This is a genomic window from Escherichia sp. WS3063 (assembly GCF_046486595.1).
Lineage (GTDB): Bacteria > Pseudomonadota > Gammaproteobacteria > Enterobacterales > Enterobacteriaceae > Escherichia > Escherichia coli.
In genome coordinates, this window is record NZ_JBJQKY010000001.1 from 24225 (window position 1) to 42347 (window position 18123).

Sequence of the window (18123 nt, forward strand, 5' to 3'; positions counted from 1 at the left end):
CAGTGGGCATTATTTGGGAAGCGCAGTTCCCCATTCACGCCACTCTTTCGGTTCACTTTCCTGCAACAGGAAGTGCTTGCCTTCCTGGGCTTTCGGTGCCAGTGGCGTACCCGGAGGCGTGGCGAAGGCGATGCCGCCACGGATAAATTGGTTAAAGGTGCCGGTTTTCACTACGCCGCCCGTCAGACCAAAGTCCAGACTGTAACCTGATGCCAACCAGAAGACGGAATTGTTGCGCACCAGGTGTTGATAGCGTTTACTGATGCGCATCGCAATCATCACGCGATCAGACAATGTCCCCAGCGTCATTCCGGTAACCGTACCTACTTCCAGACCACGGAACAGCACAGGCGTACCGATGCCTAACGAACCGGCTTCCGGCGCTTCAACAATAATGCTTAAGCCATCAAGGTAACGTGAATCAGTAATGGTAGCCTCTTGTAATTCAAAGTCGCGCCGAGGATTGCCCCGGCCTGGTTCGACGTTGATATACGGCTGGAGGATAGTATCAAGATGCTCAACGCCAGCTGCCGAAATTTGCGGTGTGACCACTGAGAAGCGCGTACCACCGCGAGCAAAGGTCTGGACATATTCCGGGTAAAGTACCGCCTTTGCCTGTACTTCATTGCGCGCGGTAATCAGATCCAGCGTCTGGATTTGCCCGATATCAATACCGAGATAGCGAATTGGCATCCCGACCGCCAGTTTTCCGGCATCGAAAGCGTGAAGCGTAATTTGCCCGCCAACCGCACGGGCCGCTGTTTCGGAAGCATACAGAATACGCTTGTCGCCTTTACGCTGACTGGCGCTGGCACCGCTGAGGTTATCGAAGCTAATAGCCCCCTTTAATGCTCTGGAGAGCGGGGATGCCTGTACAGTCAGACCACTACCATTCAGCTGAACTTTCGCCCCACCTTCTGCCCAGAACACGCTGTTGCTGGTCAGAAGGTTACGATACTCCGGCTTAATATGCAGATCGATATCAAACGCGTTAGCTCGCGGACGCACAGTAATAACTTCACCAACTTCAAATTTACGGTACAGCACTACCGATCCTGCCTGCACATCCGGCAGCGTCTCTGCACTCAAACTCACGGTTGTGGTGGGTAAATCGCTAAGGCTGTTCTCCAGCGCTTTTTCCAGATTGGCATACAGTGGATAGCTGGCTTTCATCTCGCCTTTATCGCCCGGCAGAATACGTATTCCGCCATTGATCCATTCTGAGGCGCTGGCACCGAGAAACTCAACGCCATCCAGCCCCACCTTCACGTCGACACGGCTGTTGACGACAAATTTGCTATCGCCTTTTACCAGTTCGCGATGCTGAGGCTCGATGGCGACGGTAAAAGTGACGCCTTTGCTGGTGAGTTTACGATCGATAACCTGGCCTACCTGCACGCCGTGAAGAATGAGCGGCTGACCAGCATCAATACCGTAACTTTCTGGTGCTGTCAGGGTCAGCGTCAGAACATCAGGTTCATGCAGCAGTGCTTTTTCACCTGGCACAACAACGAACTCTTTGCGTGGCTCACCATCGCCGGGCACCAACTCAAAGGTTTTTCCGGTCAGCAGGGCGCTGAGATTGGCATCGCTAAGGGATAATTTCGGGTTGCGTAATTCGATGCGGGTATTTTCACGAAGCAGGGTGACGACGCTGGGATCAACGGTCATTTCCCCAGTGACTTTACCACCAGGATTTAAATCCAGTTTAGTCAGCTGTCCGACTTCCAGCCCCTGATACATTAACGGCGTCGAGTCGGCGGTTAATCCGGCCCCACTCGGCAGTTCCAGTTTGATTATTACGCCACGCTGGCTATGGGCCAGGTCTTCATACAGACCAAAGGTATCTTCCGCCTCGGCAGGTTTCGACTCTTCAGGTGAATCGAAGGCAATCGCACCGTTAACCAGTGCCGCCAGACTTTCCAGTTTCACCTTCGCGCCACTGATACTGACGTTGGCATCAACGCCGGAAACGTTCCAGAAACGGCTACCTTTTTTCACCAGATCGGTAAAACGCCGCTCGATCAGGACATCAATCACCACGCCTTGCTTGTTGGGATTGATGGCATAGTCGTAGACTTTACCCACCGGGATCTTGCGGAAATAGACCAATGAACCACTGCTCAGTGAACCGAGATCGGGGGCTTGCAGGTGGATCATCAGATCGCCATTGTCCAGCCGATATTTCGGTTGGGTGTCGAGTGCGACAAAGTGATCCTGCTCTTTACCTTTACCCGGCATCATGCCGATATAATTACCACCGACGAGGGCGTCCAGCCCGGAGACACCTGCCAACGAGGCCTTTGGCGTCACCAACCAGAACTGTGTCTCTTCGCGCAGCGCATCTTTCATATCGGACTTGATGCTGACCTTGACTTCAATCTTACGAAGATCGTCGCTGAGGCTGATATCCTGCACTGTTCCAACTTCAACGCCCTGATAACGAACAGGCGTACGGCCTGGAACAATACCATCCGCCGACATAAAGTCGATGGTGACAGTATTACCCCGGTCCTGATAACTGTCCCAAATCAGCCAACCAGCAATCATTAGCGCGATGAACGGCAGCAGCCAGAAAGGTGAGATACGGCGTTTATTTTTAATCTGCGCTTCAGTCGTCGAAGCGGGCGTTTCCTGACTCATGTGCATCCCAAAGTAAGCGGCTGTCCAGCCATTCCACAGCAAGAATAGTCAAAATTACCGCTGCGCCGAAATAAAACGCAGCCGGTCCCATAGTAAAAGCGAGGATCTGATCGCGATTAATCAGCGACATGGTTAAAGATATGACAAACAGGTCGAGCATCGACCAGCGACCAATCCAGGTCACCATCCGCAGTAACAGAATGCGTGTGCGTAAACCTTGCTGGCATTTAAAATGAATACTCAACAGTAAAGTGAACATGACGATCACTTTAGTAAACGGTACCAGAATACTGGCGATAAACACGATTCCCGCAACCGCAATGTTGCTACTTGCCAGCGACATAATTCCGGAAAGAATCGTATCTTCCTGCCGACCACCATTCAGATAAATGATAGAGATAGGCAACAGGTTGGCAGGTAACAACAAAACGATTGACGCTAACAGCGCCGCCCAGCATTTTTGCAGACTATGACGGCGACGCAGGCGTAGCGGGATATGGCAACGCGGGCAGCGACCACGCTGATCAGGATAGCCGGTAAAATGACACCCAAGACAGACACGGAGTTTCTCGTCCCTTCGCGTAGCGGGGCGCTGCGGATAAAATCGCTCCCACAGTTCTTCGACATTAAGATGTGACAACGTCACCGTCGTTAAAATCACCAACGCCACAAAAGAGAACAAGCCGACACCCGCCTGGATATGGGCATAATCCTGTACCTTTATAGAAGCAACGCCAATGCCGACCAGGTAGATATCCAGCATTACCCACTCTTTAAGTCGTTCAAGCATCAGCAGTACCGGACGTAAATTCATTCCCAGTCGGTTACCAAACCATAAATAAGCTATGGAGGTCACCAGAATGAGGGGGGCACCGATAACGCAGAAAAAGACCATCGACCCCGTTATCGCATCGCCCTGTTTGGTCATTTGCCAGATGCCTTGCATAACGTTGGCGTCAATACGAATGCCTAACAGCCAAATATGCAACAGCGGTTCGCCCCAGGCAAACGGCATCAACAACAGCATAGCGAACGCCATTGCCGCCAGGCGCGTTAGCGACCAGTCGCGCCCGTCACGAATTTTTGCCTGACAGCGCGGACAATAGGCACTTTGATGAGAATTTATCTCGGGCAGGCTAAACAGCATGTCACATTGCGGGCAACGTTGGTAATCACCACGCGGCAGTTCCTCGCCGATAGCCCTCACTGTTATCTTCTTTGTCGGCGTAATTTGTGGTGTGTTAAGAGCCATGACGTGCCAAATGTAATAAGAATTAACATTAATCTTAACCCATGATGGGAATGATCTTGAGCATTAACGCATTTAATGCTTATTTTAATAGGCTGGCAGTTCCAGGTAAGACAACCAAGTGATTATATAATGAACAAAGCAGAATTTTACGCGGATTTAAATCGCGACTTTAACGCGCTGATGGCGGGAGAAACCAGTTTTCTGGCAACGCTTGCGAACACCAGTGCGTTGTTATATGAGCGTCTCACTGACGTAAACTGGGCAGGTTTTTATTTGCTTGACGACGATACACTGGTGCTCGGACCATTTCAGGGCAAAATTGCCTGTGTCCGGATACCCGTTGGGCGCGGCGTATGCGGCACTGCGGTTGCCCGCAATCAAGTGCAGCGTATCGAGGATGTTCACGCGTTTGACGGGCATATTGCCTGTGATGCGGCGAGTAATTCTGAAATTGTTCTGCCACTGGTGGTGAAAAATCAGATTATTGGTGTTCTCGACATCGATAGTACCGTCTTCGGTCGCTTTACAGACGAGGACGAGCAAGGCTTACGTCAGCTTGTGGCACAGCTTGAAAAAGTGCTTGCAACGACGGATTACAAAAAATTCTTTGCGAGCGTCGCAGGATAATCAACGGATAACGTAGCATTTACTGATAGCGTCATTATAATGACGCCTGTTCATGCCTGCGCTTGTTGGCTACGTCCGTTGTAATCAGGAAATTTCATGGAAAATCAACCTAAGTTGAATAGCAGTAAAGAAGTAATCGCGTTTCTGGCCGAACGTTTTCCCCACTGTTTCAGTGCGGAAGGTGAAGCGCGTCCGCTGAAAATCGGTATTTTTCAGGATTTGGTCGATCGTGTTGCCGGGGAAATGAACCTGAGCAAAACGCAATTGCGATCCGCTTTACGTCTCTACACTTCGAGCTGGCGTTATCTTTACGGTGTTAAACCCGGCGCAACACGTGTCGATCTTGACGGCAACCCATGCGGTGAGCTGGACGAGCAACATGTCGAGCATGCTCGCAAGCAGCTTGAAGAAGCGAAAGCGCGTGTTCAGGCACAGCGTGCTGAACAGCAAGCGAAAAAACGCGAAGCTGCCGCAGCTGCTGGTGAGAAAGAAGACGCACCGCGCCGCGAACGCAAGCCACGTCCGACCTCGCCACGCCGCAAAGAAGGCGCTGAACGTAAACCTCGTTCGCAAAAGCCGGTAGAGAAAGCGCCAAAAACAGTAAAAGCACCTCGCGAAGAACAGCACACCCCGGTTTCTGACATTTCAGCTCTGACTGTCGGACAAGCCCTGAAGGTGAAAGCGGGTCAAAACGCGATGGATGCCACCGTATTAGAAATCACCAAAGACGGCGTCCGCGTCCAGCTGAATTCGGGTATGTCTTTGATTGTGCGCGCAGAACACCTGGTGTTCTGAAACGGAGGCCGGGCCAGGCATGAACATGTTTTTTAGGCTTACCGCGTTAGCTGGCCTGCTTGCAATAGCAGGCCAGACCTTCGCTGTAGAAGATATCACGCGTGCTGATCAAATTCCGGTATTAAAGGAAGAGACGCAGCATGCGACGGTAAGTGAGCGCGTAACGTCGCGCTTCACCCGTTCTCATTATCGCCAGTTCGACCTCGATCAGGCATTTTCGGCCAAAATCTTTGACCGCTACCTGAATCTGCTCGATTACAGCCACAACGTGCTGTTGGCAAGCGATGTTGAACAGTTCGCGAAAAAGAAAACCGAGTTAGGCGATGAACTGCGTTCAGGCAAACTCGACGTTTTCTACGATCTCTACAATCTGGCGCAAAAGCGTCGTTTTGAACGTTACCAGTACGCTTTGTCGGTACTGGAAAAGCCGATGGATTTCACCGGCAACGACACTTATAACCTTGACCGCAGCAAAGCGCCCTGGCCGAAAAACGAGGCTGAGTTGAACGCGCTGTGGGACAGTAAAGTCAAATTCGACGAGTTAAGCTTGAAGCTGGCAGGAAAAACGGATAAAGAAATTCGTGAAACCCTGACTCGCCGCTACAAATTTGCCATTCGTCGTCTGGCGCAAACCAACAGCGAAGATGTTTTCTCGCTGGCAATGACGGCGTTTGCGCGTGAAATCGACCCGCATACCAACTATCTTTCCCCGCGAAATACCGAACAGTTCAACACTGAAATGAGTTTGTCGCTGGAAGGTATTGGCGCAGTGCTGCAAATGGATGATGACTACACCGTTATCAATTCGATGGTGGCAGGTGGCCCGGCAGCGAAGAGTAAAGCTATCAGCGTTGGTGACAAAATTGTCGGTGTTGGTCAAACAGGCAAGCCGATGGTTGACGTGATTGGCTGGCGTCTTGATGATGTGGTTGCCTTAATTAAAGGGCCGAAGGGCAGTAAAGTTCGTCTGGAAATTTTACCTGCTGGTAAAGGGACCAAGACCCGTACTGTAACGTTGACCCGTGAACGTATTCGTCTCGAAGACCGCGCGGTTAAAATGTCGGTGAAGACCGTCGGTAAAGAGAAAGTCGGCGTGCTCGATATTCCGGGCTTCTATGTGGGTTTGACAGATGATGTCAAAGTACAACTGCAGAAACTGGAAAAACAGAATGTCAGCAGTGTGATTATCGACCTGCGTAGCAATGGTGGTGGGGCGTTGACTGAAGCCGTATCGCTCTCCGGTCTGTTCATTCCATCCGGCCCGATTGTTCAGGTCCGCGATAACAACGGCAAGGTTCGTGAAGACAGCGATACCGACGGACAGGTCTTCTATAAAGGCCCGCTGGTGGTACTGGTTGACCGTTTCAGTGCTTCGGCTTCAGAAATCTTTGCCGCGGCAATGCAGGATTACGGTCGTGCGCTGGTTGTGGGTGAACCGACGTTTGGTAAAGGCACCGTTCAGCAATACCGTTCATTGAACCGTATCTACGATCAGATGTTACGTCCTGAATGGCCAGCGCTGGGATCTGTGCAGTACACGATCCAGAAATTCTATCGCGTTAACGGCGGCAGTACGCAACGTAAAGGCGTAACGCCAGACATCATCATGCCGACGGGTAATGAAGAAACGGAAACGGGTGAGAAATTCGAAGATAACGCGCTGCCGTGGGATAGCATTGATGCCGCGACTTATGTGAAATCAGGAGATTTAACGGCCTTTGAACCGGAGCTGCTGAAGGAACATAATGCGCGTATCGCGAAAGATCCTGAGTTCCAGAACATCATGAAGGATATCGCACGCTTCAACGCTATGAAGGACAAGCGCAATATCGTTTCTCTGAATTACGCTGTGCGTGAGAAAGAGAATAATGAAGATGATGCGACGCGTCTGGCGCGTTTGAACGAACGCTTTAAACGCGAAGGTAAACCGGAGTTGAAGAAACTGGATGATCTACCGAAAGATTACCAGGAGCCAGATCCTTATCTGGATGAGACGGTGAATATCGCACTCGATCTGGCGAAGCTTGAAAAAGCCAGACCCGCGGAACAACCCGCTCCCGTCAAGTAACATCAATCAGGCACAAGAAATTGTGCCTGATTTTTTAACAGCGGCAAGATGCCGTAAATCAGATGCTACAAAATGTAAAGTTGTGTCTTTCTGGTGACTTACGCACTATCCAGACTTGAAAATAGTCGCGTAACCCATACGATGTGGGTATCGCATATTGCGTTTTGTTAAACTGAGGTAAAAAGAAAATTATGATGCGAATCGCGCTCTTCCTGCTAACGAACCTGGCCGTAATGGTCGTTTTCGGGCTGGTACTGAGCCTGACAGGGATACAGTCGAGCAGCGTTCAGGGGCTGATGATCATGGCCTTGCTGTTCGGTTTTGGTGGTTCCTTCGTTTCGCTTCTGATGTCCAAATGGATGGCATTACGATCTGTTGGCGGGGAAGTGATCGAGCAACCGCGTAACGAAAGGGAACGTTGGCTGGTCAATACTGTAGCAACCCAGGCTCGTCAGGCGGGGATCGCTATGCCGCAAGTGGCTATCTACCATGCGCCGGACATCAATGCTTTTGCAACCGGTGCGCGCCGTGATGCCTCTCTGGTTGCTGTCAGCACCGGTTTGCTGCAGAACATGAGCCCGGATGAAGCCGAGGCGGTAATTGCTCACGAAATCAGCCACATCGCCAATGGTGATATGGTCACCATGACGCTGATTCAGGGCGTGGTGAACACCTTCGTTATCTTTATTTCCCGTATTCTGGCGCAGCTTGCCGCGGGTTTTATGGGCGGAAATCGTGATGAAGGTGAAGAGAGCAACGGCAACCCGCTGATCTACTTTGCGGTTGCAACGGTTCTGGAACTGGTGTTTGGTATTCTGGCGAGCATTATCACCATGTGGTTCTCGCGTCATCGTGAATTCCATGCTGATGCCGGTTCGGCAAAACTGGTTGGTCGCGAGAAAATGATTGCCGCGCTGCAGCGCCTGAAAACCAGCTATGAACCGCAAGAAGCAACCAGCATGATGGCTTTCTGTATTAACGGTAAGTCGAAATCGCTCAGTGAGTTGTTCATGACTCACCCGCCGCTGGATAAACGTATTGAAGCTCTGCGTACGGGTGAATACCTGAAGTAATATGAAGTAAATACTAAAAAGCGCGTCCTGAACGACGCGCTTTTTTTATGCCCTGGCTCGTGGCTGAGTGATACGTAAACCACTGACACAGGCAGCAATCACTGCCAGAATAGCCGCAGCCATCAGCGAGACGTGCGTACCATTATCACCAAACTGATTTAGCATCAGCGCCACCAGCGCCGCGCCACTACTCTGACCCAATAGACGAGCCGTCCCTAACATGCCACTGGCCCCACCGCTACGTTCGCGCGGAGCGGAGGTTATAATGGTGTGGTTATTGGGTGACTGGAATAAGCCAAATCCAGCGCCACATAAGATCATCGGCCAGATAATATTGATATCCGCAGGTGACGCTGGCAGCAGAACCAGGGAAAAAAGCCCCGCAGCCATGATGAATAACCCTAAAGCACCCAGCAATCCTGCATGTACGCGTTCAATCAAATAGCCTGCCAGTGGAGCCATCACCATCGTTGCTAACGGCCACGGTGTCAGAAGTAAACCTGTTTCGACTTCACTACGCCCGAGCACGGTTTGCAGGTAAAAGGGAAGGGAAACCATTGCCAGCATTTGTGCGCAGAAAGAGCAAACAGATGTGCAAATAGAAAGTGAAAACAGCGGGATACGCAGTAAATCCACCGGTAGCAGCGGTACGGGAAGAGAAAGCTGGCGGCGAATAAAGAAAATACCAACGACAACCATTACCACCAGTTCCGCACCAATCAATGTCAGCGATTGCCCCTGAGCGAAACCACTCAATGCAGTAATAAGCAGGCCGAAGGTTAACGCGTTCATCACGGCGCTGGGCAGGTCGAAACGGGGTTTACTGGCGCGAGAACCATTGGGTGGCAGAAAACGCATCGCCAGAAGCAGGGCGATAATACCCAACGGTACGTTGATTAAAAATAACCATTTCCAGGATGCGATGGAGAGGATTGCTGCAGCAATTGTCGGCCCGGCAGCAGAAGAGACGGCAACAATAAACGAGTTTATGCCCATCCCTCTACCCAGAAAACGTTGTGGATAGATCAGGCGGATAAGTGCGGTATTAACGCTCATCAACGCTGCACCGCCGAAACCTTGTATGACACGCGCAAGGGTGAGCATTTGCAGCGAATCAGAAAGGGCGCAGAACAGTGAAGACAACAGAAAAACGACCAGACCGCATTTATAAATACGTCGATAGCCAAACATATCGCCCAGAAACGAAAATGAGAGCAGGGAGATGACAATGGCGATTTGATAGGCGTTCACTACCCAGATGGAACTGGCTGGCGTGGCATGAAGGTCCGTGGCGATTGTTGGCAGGGCGACGTTGGCGATTGCGCCGTCAAGGACAGCCATCGAAATACCAATCACAATGGTTAATATCGCACCGTATCGCTGGGGCAATGGCAGGCCGTCGGCCTGAACTTTTGGCATAGGAATTTTATATCTTTGGTGAATAATCAACAGGGGTATGATTCTAGCACTGATATTCACGGTGGATGTCGCAGAATTGTAACTAACCGGCAAAAGATGGATTGCGACCACCCAGGTGCGAAATTATAATAAAAAACAGTTCTGATTTTTATAAAACACTCGCAATGAGGTGATAAATGGCTAACGCAGATCTGGATAAACAGCCTGATTCTGTATCTTCCGTGCTAAAAGTTTTTGGCATTTTGCAGGCGCTGGGTGAAGAGCGCGAAATAGGGATAACCGAGTTGTCGCAGCGCGTCATGATGTCAAAAAGCACCGTTTATCGCTTTTTACAGACCATGAAAACCTTAGGTTATGTGGCGCAGGAAGGGGAGTCGGAGAAATATTCGCTGACCCTGAAATTGTTTGAACTGGGCGCTCGCGCGTTGCAAAACGTCGATTTAATTCGTAGCGCAGATATCCAGATGCGTGAGATCTCCCGCCTGACCAAAGAAACTATCCACCTCGGCGCACTGGACGAAGACAGTATTGTTTACATCCACAAAATTGACTCAATGTACAATTTGCGCATGTATTCACGGATTGGGCGTCGTAATCCGCTGTACAGCACCGCGATTGGTAAGGTACTGCTGGCATGGCGCGATCGCGATGAAGTGATGCAAATTCTTGAGGGCGTGGAGTATAAACGCAGTACCGAGCGGACCATCACCAGTACAGAAGCGTTATTACCCGTTCTGGACCAGGTGCGCGAGCAGGGGTATGGCGAAGATAATGAAGAGCAGGAAGAAGGGCTGCGATGCATTGCGGTTCCGGTATTTGATCGCTTTGGCGTGGTCATTGCCGGTTTGAGCATCTCCTTCCCGACGTTACGTTTCTCTGAAGAGCGTTTACAGGAATATGTCGCAATGTTGCATACCGCGGCGCGCAAAATTTCTGCCCAAATGGGTTATCACGACTATCCGTTCTGATGAGAGTAAGAACCTGTCTGAATATCAAACAGACAGGTTCTTTATTTAGCATGAGAAAAATAAAGTTGAAGGTGGCGTTATATTAAACGCACTTGCGATAAGAATATTTTACTCATGAGTGAGAATCTGGTTATTTATTACCCTTAACCATTATCGACCACAATATTGCTTTTACGTAACAACGGGCAATCTGTTATCCCCAGAAAACCACTTTTAGTGTGCAGGTATTGTACCGTGCTGGTGCCTCTGGCGGTCAGATAGGTACATTGCAAACCTAATCCCGCGGCATTCTCTTTGCTTCCAATCAAAACGCCATATCCGCTGAGTAATAATCCTATCCATACCAGTGCTATCAGCATAACTGTGCGAATGATGAATCGCATTACAACCTCTTCTCTTTTTATGTTCGCTTAATCGTAGCGGCAATATGCGCTGAAGCAAGCGACTCATTCTGAAAAAGCACGAATATCGACATAGTTAGGCGCTGTTTAACTAACACATGCTAGTTTAATGACATAAGGTAGGTGAAACGGAGATTGGAGTGAAAAAGTTTCGATGGGTCGTTCTGGTTGTCGTGGTGTTGGCTTGCTTGCTGCTTTGGGCGCAGGTATTCAACATGATGTGCGATCAGGATGTACAATTTTTCAGCGGAATTTGTGCCATTAACCAGTTTATCCCGTGGTGATATCATTTTTTCAGCACTAGATTTTCTTCCTCTCCAGCAGTGGTAGAATAGCGCCTCTACTCAGAGGTGGTGAAATGAACGAAGTTGTAAATTCAGGCGTGATGAACATTGCGTTTTTGGTTGTATCGGTGGTGGTTCTTTTTATCGGGCTTATCTTGTGGTTTTTTATCAATCGTGCCAGTTCACGGACTAACGAACAGATTGAACTGCTTGAGGCGTTGCTGGATCAGCAAAAACGTCAAAATGCTCTGTTACGTCGTCTGTGCGAAGCAAACGAACCTGAGAAAGCAGATAAAAAGACCGTTGAGAGTCAAAAATCGGTTGAAGACGAAGATATTATTCGTCTGGTCGCCGAACGATAATCCTTCCTCAATCTTGAGTAACCCCGTCGTTGAAGGGTTACTCAATTCATCCTGATTATACGCACTGTCATGGTGCAACTGCTTCAAATTAAAACTCTGGTCTGACTTCAAATAATCATCATATTATTTATTTGCGTAACGGGATATCAGAAAAAGATATTTAGCCCATTAATTTATTAGGATGTTTACATCGGATTTGTGATTAAGCGTGATATTATTTATTAGCGAAACGTTTCTCTCTTGATTTTTTTGCGCATTCATCAATTTTTCTTATTTTAAATTTACAATATCATTGGGGATTGACTTCTCTTTGGGGTAATTGGTGGCTGTTAACTGACTGTTTTATGAGAAAAAGTGATATAACTTTTTATTCATTGCATAGCAGAAAATGTGATATTGCACGCACTATGTAATAACTTCTCCCATTGGCATGGAACAACTGAACTTATTGAACTATGTTAGAAAATACGTCAGTTTAAGTATCTGCCTGAACTGGCAAGGTTAAGCACAATGATATATCGACGCGTATTCCGTTGCATAAGTGTGCAAAAAAAGTGGAAGACGTATCGAGATTTGTGCGTCTGATCGAGACATGTTTAAAAATGGCTTGCCATAATTAACGTTGTATGTGATAACAGATTTCGGGTTAAACGAGGTACAGTTCTGTTTATGTGTGGCATTTTCAGTAAAGAAGTCCTGAGTAAACACGTTGACGTTGAATACCGCTTCTCTGCCGAGCCTTATATTGGTGCCTCATGCAGTAATGTGTCAGTTTTATCTATGTTATGCCTGCGGGCGAAGAAAACAATCTAAGGAATTTTTCAAATGGCAAAGATTAAAGGTCAGGTTAAGTGGTTCAACGAGTCTAAAGGTTTTGGCTTCATTACTCCGGCTGATGGCAGCAAAGACGTGTTCGTACACTTCTCCGCTATCCAGGGTAATGGCTTCAAAACTCTGGCTGAAGGTCAGAACGTTGAGTTCGAAATTCAGGACGGCCAGAAAGGTCCGGCAGCTGTTAACGTAACAGCTATCTGATCGAATCCACTGATCTGAAGTGTGAATACGCTTCAATCTCGCTATAAAGCCTCGCCGAATGCGAGGCTTTTTACTTTGCTTTATCTTCGCTCCTGGCGTTCGGATATTTGCCCGCCGCGTGATTCGCGTTACACTTGCGGCCTTTAGTATCCTGCCGGAGTTGTCATGTCGTTTTCCTGTCCACTTTGCCATCAGCCTCTTTCGCGTGAAAAAAACAGCTATATCTGTCCCCAGCGACATCAGTTTGATATGGCGAAAGAAGGGTATGTCAATCTGCTGCCCGTTCAGCATAAACGGTCTCGTGATCCGGGCGACAGCGCGGAAATGATGCAAGCACGCCGCGCATTCTTAGATGCCGGACATTATCAGCCGCTGCGTGATGCAATTGTCGCCCAACTGCGGGAACGGCTTGATGAAAAGGCCACGGCGGTGCTGGATATTGGCTGTGGTGAAGGGTATTACACACACGCATTTGCTGATGCGCTGCCCGAAATCACCACGTTTGGCCTGGATGTCTCGAAGGTAGCGATAAAAGCGGCGGCGAAACGCTATCCGCAGGTCACTTTTTGTGTTGCTTCCAGCCACCGTTTGCCGTTTTCCGATACCAGTATGGACGCCATAATACGTATTTACGCGCCGTGTAAAGCGGAAGAATTAGCGCGAGTAGTGAAGCCTGGCGGTTGGGTCATTACTGCCACGCCGGGACCGCGACATTTGATGGAGCTGAAGGGGCTGATTTACAATGAAGTACATCTTCATGCACCACATGCAGAACAACTGGAAGGTTTTACATTACAGCAGAGTGATGAGTTGTGTTATCCGATGCGTCTTCGCGGTGATGAAGCCGTCGCATTATTGCAGATGACGCCGTTTGCCTGGCGTGCGAAGCCAGAAGTCTGGCAAACACTGGCAGCAAAAGAAGTGTTCGACTGCCAGACGGACTTTAATATTCACCTCTGGCAGCGTTCTTATTAACCGTGGAAGTGCGTCCAGAGGATCTGGACGCCGATGCCGATCAGCACCAGCCCGCCGAGAATTTCCGCTTTTTTCCCAATAATTGAGCCGATAAAGCGACCAACCATCATCCCTAAAGTCGACATAATCAAGGTTGCACAACCAATGGCCAATGCGGTCGCGATAATGTTGACCTGAAGGAAAGCAAGACCAACACCCACAGCCATGGCATCCAGGCTGGTGGCAATCGCGGTGGTTACCAGTAGCCAGAAACCGTGCCGACGGCGCGGCTCTTCATCTTCATCATCTGCGCCACGAAAACCCTCAATAATCATTCGCCCGCCGAGGAATATCAGCAGCACAAACGCAATCCAGTGATTCCATTCAAGGACAAACCGGCTGGCTAACATGCCCATTCCCCAGCCGATCAGCGGTGTCAGGGTTTCGACGGCACCAAAAATAAGGCCGGTTCGCAATGCTTCAGAAAATTTCGGTTTATGGAGGGTGGCACCTTTACCGATTGATGCAGCAAATGCATCCATCGACATACCAAACGCAAGAAGAACAGTAGCAGTGATATTCATGACAACGTCCTGACCGGGGTATCCATAAAACACATCATCGCCCCCAGCAAACATGCATACATGAACAACAAGCCGCGATGGGTTTTCGCGTTCATGCAGGCATAGCGATTGATGTGCATATGGTCTCGCCTGACTGAAAGTGTTCAGTCCGTACGTGCCACGTTTTGCAACGAGTATGTTGACACGTACATTTCCGGTATCTGGAAATCGGCTACTCCCCAAATGAGGGCGCAACCTTAACATATTTTGAGAATATAAAACAACTGTTGGAATATATTATTTCATCACTTTATTGATAACGATTTTCATTTAGATTTATATATCAATGAAACGTTAAAATAAATAACAAATAAGGGAAGAGGTAATATAGCCTAAGCTATGTCTGATTATTAAAAATACACTAAACATAGCTTTGGCTAAATTCATAACCTATTGAGTTGAAACGAGAAGCTTATAAATTTTTTCCAGATCGTCGATATTTCGAACGCGGATTAACAGCCGACGCTGTTCTAATTGCATCACCAACACGCCATCTTCCGACAAGTTCATCGCTTTGATTCGGCTATATTCAATCCAGACATTGGCGAAGAAAAAACCTTTTTGTTTAAAGATGATCTTCGGAACGCGGATCCAGAATATATAAAAACCCATCAGAGCCAGTGCACTTAATAACCATGTTGTTATTAGCGCGCCATGATTCGTGACGTTGTTATAGATAAGAATGACAATCAATCCGACGAAGACAACGCTATCGATGCGACCACGCCGGAGCAAAGGAATTGCCAGCAGAGTGGGGCCGTTACGGCGGGGCATGATGAACTGATCGTAGATCGCGAAGGCAAGGAGTGCGGCGATGAAAAGAATCAGTACCAGGTCCGTGATTGTCATTAATCCTCCAGATAAAAAAACGGGGCCAAAAGGCCCCGGTAGTGTACATCAGTCTTACAGTCCCAGCAGGCCGCAAGCGTAACCAGCGATACCGATGACGAAGAAGCCAACGATGATCCACAGCGGGTTAACTTTTTTGCGCAGTAGCCACATACAAGCAAAGGTCAGCAGCAGTGGTACCAGGCCTGGCATTAACTGGTCCAGAATAGTCTGGACAGTGGTAACGTGTTCTTTGCCCGTCTGGTCAGTAATGCGAGAGACAACCAGCGGGATGTTGACATGCGTCCACTTGTTAACTAATGCCCCCATGACAAACAGGCCGAGGATAGACGCCCCTTCCGTCAGTTTTTGCAGGAAACCACCACCCATATCTTTAACGATATCGATACCTTTGGAGTAACCATACGCTACGCCGTAGTAACGGGTTGCCAGACGCACCAGGTTAAACAAGATGAAGAACAGCAGTGGACCTAACAGGCTGCCGCTCATTGCGATACCGGCACCCAGCGCTGCAAATACCGGACGTACGGTTCCCCAGAAGATCGGGTCGCCTACGCCAGCCAGCGGCCCCATCAAACCGACTTTGATACCGTTGATAGCACCGTCATCGATCTCTGCGCCATTAGCACGCTGTTCTTCCAGCGCCAGGGTTACGCCGAGAATCGGCGCAGCCACGAACGGCTGGGTGTTAAAGAACTCCAGGTGACGGCGAATAGCTTGTTTACGAGCTTCGTTGTTCTCAGGGTAGAGTCGACGAATTGCCGGTACCATAGAGAAGCAGAAACCCAGTGCCTGCATACGTTCGAAGTTCCATGAACCCTGGAAGAGGTTAGAACGCAGGAAGACGCCACGAATATCACTTTGAGTGAGTTTTTTCTCGGTGGTAGTTTGAGTTGTATCAACCATTTCGCTCACCTGTTAGTCCAGTTCGTTATCGAGATCGTTGTTACCAGCTGCCTGAGCAGGCGCACCGGCTACGCGGTTGTATTTCGGGCTAAGTTGGATGTAGAGCACTGCCATAACAGTACCAATCACACCCAGAGCAACCAGGTTAAAGTTGGTGAATGCTGCGGTTACGAAGCCGAGGTAGAAGAACGGCATCAGGTAGCCAGCACGCATCATGTTGATAACCATTGCATAACCAACCACCACGATCATGCCACCGGCGATATTCAGACCATTGGTCACCACTTCCGGAATCGCATTCAGCATGTTCTGGACTTCGCTGGTACCAACAGACAGCGCAACGATGACGGCCGGAATAGCCACACGCATTGCTTGCAGGAACAGAGAAGAAACGTGGATCCAGGAAATCGCTGTCAGGTTGCCGTTATCAGCAGCCTTATCCGCAGCGTGCTGGAAAGCAACGGTAATAGTACGAACGATGATGGTCAGTACCTGACCCGCAGCGGCCAGAGGGATTGCCAGTGCGATACCTGCACCAATGCTCTGATGACCTGCGATAACCAGAATAGTAGAAATGATGGAAGCCAGAGCGGCGTCAGGCGCAACTGCAGCACCGATGTTCATCCAGCCCAGCGCGATCATTTCCAGCGTACCACCGATAATAATACCGGTTTTCATATCGCCAAGAACGATACCCACCAGGGTACACGCGATTAGCGGACGGTGAAACTGAAATTCATCGAGGATTGATCCCATACCTGCGATACAGGCTACGATAAATACCAGCACAATTTGAAGAGTGGTAATCTCCATTGTACTTCTCCTGTTTACGTAAGACTTAAGTGTGAAAACTGAGTGATAATCAACACAATACGTTACTTATCGATTTTGCTGATCAGATCCATCATTTTCAGTTTCGGATCGGTGGAAACCTTACGGACTTCCAGCTCAATACCGCGCGCATTCAGTTTCTTGAACGCCTCGATATCTTTTTCATCAACCGAAACCGCGTTATTCACCTGGGTTTTACCCTGACGGAATGCCATACCACCGACGTTAACAGAGGTGATTTTCACGCCGCCTTCAACGAGACGCTCTACATCTGTTGGGTTGGTAAATAACAGCATTACGCGTTCGCCAGCATATTTCGGGTTGTTGTAGACGCGAATCATTTTGGCAACATCAACTACGTGTGCTGTTACGCCCGGAGGTGCAACCTGGGTGAGCAGTGTCTTACGAACGGTATCCGCAGCCACTTCATCACTAACAACAATAATACGGGAGACATTGGTTTCTTTGGTCCAGCGGGTGGCGACCTGACCGTGAATCAGACGGTCGTCGATACGCGCAAGGCCAATAACCATGTAGTCGTTTGGTCCCATTGGTTTTGCCGGAGTTGGAGCCGCTTTTGGTGCTGCGGCAGCGGGTGCTGGCGCGGCTTTTTCAACCGGTTTGGCTTTCAGAGCTTTCACGCCTTCACGGCCTGTTTCTACTGCCAGCGCAACCAGTTCATCAAAGCTTGGGTCATCATCACGGGCCATTAACGTTTCCACGAGCATTGGAATGTTAACGCCTGCAATGACTTCATAATGCTCTTTGTCGACGACAATGCGGCTGGCAGCATTGAATGGGCTGCCTCCCCATGTATCAACGAGAAACAGCACGCCTTTAGTGGTGTCGAGTTTTGCCAACTGAGCGTTGTACTTTTCAATCAGCGTTTCGGCATTTTCACCTGGAACGAAATCGATCCAGCCGACGTTTTCCTGCTCGCCTAACAGCATTTCTGCGGTTTTAAGCAACTGCTCTGCAGCCCAACCATGTGTGCCTATAACAATAGCAATGGTCACTTGCTACCTCCTTTATT

20 protein-coding genes are annotated in these 18123 nt (G+C 49.2%); 10 read left to right on the forward strand and 10 right to left on the reverse strand.

Annotation, left to right across the window (positions count from 1 at the left end):
• Positions 1-9 precede the first annotated feature (9 nt).
• Both yebT and yebS read right to left on the reverse strand, forming a co-directional pair.
• Entirely contained in the window at positions 10-2643 is a 2634-nt protein-coding gene (gene yebT / locus ACJHYW_RS00130; protein ID WP_061092668.1) for a lipid-binding membrane homeostasis protein YebT, read from the reverse strand.
• A complete protein-coding gene (gene yebS, locus ACJHYW_RS00135) occupies positions 2612-3895 on the reverse strand; it encodes a membrane integrity lipid transport subunit YebS (protein WP_001361420.1) in 1284 nt (427 codons plus the stop codon). Before yebS ends, yebT begins: the two co-directional genes overlap by 32 nt.
• Before the next feature lie 129 nt (positions 3896-4024).
• Here yebS and msrC point away from each other — a divergent pair, with 129 nt between their 5' ends.
• From msrC to htpX, 4 genes are all read left to right on the forward strand, one after another.
• Entirely contained in the window at positions 4025-4522 is a 498-nt protein-coding gene (gene msrC / locus ACJHYW_RS00140; RefSeq protein WP_024181821.1) for an L-methionine (R)-S-oxide reductase, read from the forward strand.
• Between the two features lie 96 nt (positions 4523-4618).
• Positions 4619-5317 carry an RNA chaperone ProQ gene (proQ, locus tag ACJHYW_RS00145; RefSeq protein WP_022645796.1) on the forward strand — a complete coding sequence of 233 codons (699 nt, stop codon included), beginning with the start codon at positions 4619-4621 and terminating at the stop codon, positions 5315-5317.
• Between the two features lie 19 nt (positions 5318-5336).
• Complete coding sequence (gene prc, locus ACJHYW_RS00150; RefSeq protein ID WP_001055782.1) at positions 5337-7385, forward strand: carboxy terminal-processing peptidase; 2049 nt, start codon at positions 5337-5339, stop codon at positions 7383-7385.
• Between the two features lie 191 nt (positions 7386-7576).
• Complete coding sequence (htpX, locus tag ACJHYW_RS00155; RefSeq protein ID WP_000984517.1) at positions 7577-8458, forward strand: protease HtpX; 882 nt, start codon at positions 7577-7579, stop codon at positions 8456-8458.
• Between the two features lie 45 nt (positions 8459-8503).
• On the opposite strand, the gene ACJHYW_RS00160 is transcribed toward htpX, so the two are convergent.
• Positions 8504-9877, reverse strand: a complete 1374-nt coding sequence (locus tag ACJHYW_RS00160; RefSeq protein ID WP_001328842.1) for an MFS transporter — start codon at positions 9875-9877, stop codon at positions 8504-8506.
• Positions 9878-10053: 176 nt separating this feature from the next.
• On the opposite strand from ACJHYW_RS00160, the gene kdgR reads away from it, so the two are divergent.
• Positions 10054-10845, forward strand: coding sequence for a DNA-binding transcriptional regulator KdgR (kdgR, locus tag ACJHYW_RS00165; RefSeq protein WP_001262188.1), 792 nt, complete (start codon positions 10054-10056; stop codon positions 10843-10845).
• A gap of 143 nt (positions 10846-10988) precedes the next feature.
• On the opposite strand, the gene ACJHYW_RS00170 is transcribed toward kdgR, so the two are convergent.
• Positions 10989-11228 (reverse strand): YobH family protein, encoded by a 240-nt coding sequence (locus tag ACJHYW_RS00170; RefSeq protein WP_001211011.1) that lies wholly within the window; start codon positions 11226-11228, stop codon positions 10989-10991.
• A 158-nt stretch (positions 11229-11386) separates the two neighbouring features.
• On the opposite strand from ACJHYW_RS00170, the gene mgrB reads away from it, so the two are divergent.
• From mgrB to rlmA, 5 genes are all read left to right on the forward strand, one after another.
• Positions 11387-11530: a PhoP/PhoQ regulator MgrB gene (gene mgrB / locus ACJHYW_RS00175; protein WP_000714550.1), complete on the forward strand. Its 144-nt coding sequence runs from the start codon at positions 11387-11389 to the stop codon at positions 11528-11530.
• A gap of 74 nt (positions 11531-11604) precedes the next feature.
• Positions 11605-11892, forward strand: a complete 288-nt coding sequence (locus ACJHYW_RS00180; RefSeq protein ID WP_001006850.1) for a YebO family protein — start codon at positions 11605-11607, stop codon at positions 11890-11892.
• 669 nt (positions 11893-12561) lie between these two features.
• On the forward strand, positions 12562-12705 hold the full coding sequence (locus tag ACJHYW_RS00185) for a DUF2627 domain-containing protein (RefSeq protein ID WP_001295496.1): 144 nt from the start codon (positions 12562-12564) through the stop codon (positions 12703-12705).
• Positions 12706-12717: 12 nt separating this feature from the next.
• Positions 12718-12927, forward strand: coding sequence for a transcription antiterminator/RNA stability regulator CspE (gene cspE / locus ACJHYW_RS00190; RefSeq protein WP_001062678.1), 210 nt, complete (start codon positions 12718-12720; stop codon positions 12925-12927).
• Between the two features lie 165 nt (positions 12928-13092).
• Entirely contained in the window at positions 13093-13902 is an 810-nt protein-coding gene (gene rlmA, locus ACJHYW_RS00195) for a 23S rRNA (guanine(745)-N(1))-methyltransferase (RefSeq protein ID WP_000010122.1), read from the forward strand.
• On the opposite strand, the gene mntP is transcribed toward rlmA, so the two are convergent.
• The 6 genes from mntP to manX form a co-directional block, all read right to left on the reverse strand.
• Positions 13899-14465: a manganese efflux pump MntP gene (gene mntP / locus ACJHYW_RS00200; protein WP_001296134.1), complete on the reverse strand. Its 567-nt coding sequence runs from the start codon at positions 14463-14465 to the stop codon at positions 13899-13901. The genes rlmA and mntP overlap by 4 nt on opposite strands.
• Positions 14462-14584: a hypothetical protein gene (locus ACJHYW_RS00205; protein ID WP_000547919.1), complete on the reverse strand. Its 123-nt coding sequence runs from the start codon at positions 14582-14584 to the stop codon at positions 14462-14464. Before ACJHYW_RS00205 ends, mntP begins: the two co-directional genes overlap by 4 nt.
• A 310-nt stretch (positions 14585-14894) precedes the next feature.
• Positions 14895-15353 (reverse strand): DUF986 family protein, encoded by a 459-nt coding sequence (locus ACJHYW_RS00210; RefSeq protein WP_000156267.1) that lies wholly within the window; start codon positions 15351-15353, stop codon positions 14895-14897.
• A 54-nt stretch (positions 15354-15407) separates the two neighbouring features.
• A complete protein-coding gene (gene manZ, locus ACJHYW_RS00215; protein ID WP_000228655.1) occupies positions 15408-16259 on the reverse strand; it encodes a PTS mannose transporter subunit IID in 852 nt (283 codons plus the stop codon).
• 12 nt (positions 16260-16271) lie between these two features.
• Complete coding sequence (gene manY, locus ACJHYW_RS00220; RefSeq protein ID WP_000406926.1) at positions 16272-17072, reverse strand: PTS mannose transporter subunit IIC; 801 nt, start codon at positions 17070-17072, stop codon at positions 16272-16274.
• A gap of 62 nt (positions 17073-17134) precedes the next feature.
• The gene (gene manX, locus ACJHYW_RS00225) at positions 17135-18106 is read right to left on the reverse strand and encodes a PTS mannose transporter subunit IIAB (RefSeq protein WP_000150543.1); all 972 of its coding nucleotides are present in this window, start codon (positions 18104-18106) and stop codon (positions 17135-17137) included.
• Positions 18107-18123: the final 17 nt, after the last annotated feature.

Bases quoted from the DNA above. Each gene is read 5' to 3' on its own strand.
- ACJHYW_RS00160 (WP_001328842.1), bottom strand. From the start codon at position 9,877: ATGCCAAAAGTTCAGGCCGACGGCCTGCCATTGCCCCAGCGATACGGT.
- ACJHYW_RS00210 (WP_000156267.1), bottom strand. From the start codon at position 15,353: ATGACAATCACGGACCTGGTACTGATTCTTTTCATCGCCGCACTCCTT.
- ACJHYW_RS00180 (WP_001006850.1), top strand. From the start codon at position 11,605: ATGAACGAAGTTGTAAATTCAGGCGTGATGAACATTGCGTTTTTGGTT.
- yebS (WP_001361420.1), bottom strand. From the start codon at position 3,895: ATGGCTCTTAACACACCACAAATTACGCCGACAAAGAAGATAACAGTG.
- kdgR (WP_001262188.1), top strand. From the start codon at position 10,054: ATGGCTAACGCAGATCTGGATAAACAGCCTGATTCTGTATCTTCCGTG.
- htpX (WP_000984517.1), top strand. From the start codon at position 7,577: ATGATGCGAATCGCGCTCTTCCTGCTAACGAACCTGGCCGTAATGGTC.
- ACJHYW_RS00170 (WP_001211011.1), bottom strand. From the start codon at position 11,228: ATGCGATTCATCATTCGCACAGTTATGCTGATAGCACTGGTATGGATA.
- ACJHYW_RS00205 (WP_000547919.1), bottom strand. From the start codon at position 14,584: ATGCACATCAATCGCTATGCCTGCATGAACGCGAAAACCCATCGCGGC.
- cspE (WP_001062678.1), top strand. From the start codon at position 12,718: ATGGCAAAGATTAAAGGTCAGGTTAAGTGGTTCAACGAGTCTAAAGGT.
- rlmA (WP_000010122.1), top strand. From the start codon at position 13,093: ATGTCGTTTTCCTGTCCACTTTGCCATCAGCCTCTTTCGCGTGAAAAA.
- proQ (WP_022645796.1), top strand. From the start codon at position 4,619: ATGGAAAATCAACCTAAGTTGAATAGCAGTAAAGAAGTAATCGCGTTT.
- mntP (WP_001296134.1), bottom strand. From the start codon at position 14,465: ATGAATATCACTGCTACTGTTCTTCTTGCGTTTGGTATGTCGATGGAT.
- manY (WP_000406926.1), bottom strand. From the start codon at position 17,072: ATGGAGATTACCACTCTTCAAATTGTGCTGGTATTTATCGTAGCCTGT.
- prc (WP_001055782.1), top strand. From the start codon at position 5,337: ATGAACATGTTTTTTAGGCTTACCGCGTTAGCTGGCCTGCTTGCAATA.
- yebT (WP_061092668.1), bottom strand. From the start codon at position 2,643: ATGAGTCAGGAAACGCCCGCTTCGACGACTGAAGCGCAGATTAAAAAT.
- ACJHYW_RS00185 (WP_001295496.1), top strand. From the start codon at position 12,562: ATGTGTGGCATTTTCAGTAAAGAAGTCCTGAGTAAACACGTTGACGTT.
- msrC (WP_024181821.1), top strand. From the start codon at position 4,025: ATGAACAAAGCAGAATTTTACGCGGATTTAAATCGCGACTTTAACGCG.
- manZ (WP_000228655.1), bottom strand. From the start codon at position 16,259: ATGGTTGATACAACTCAAACTACCACCGAGAAAAAACTCACTCAAAGT.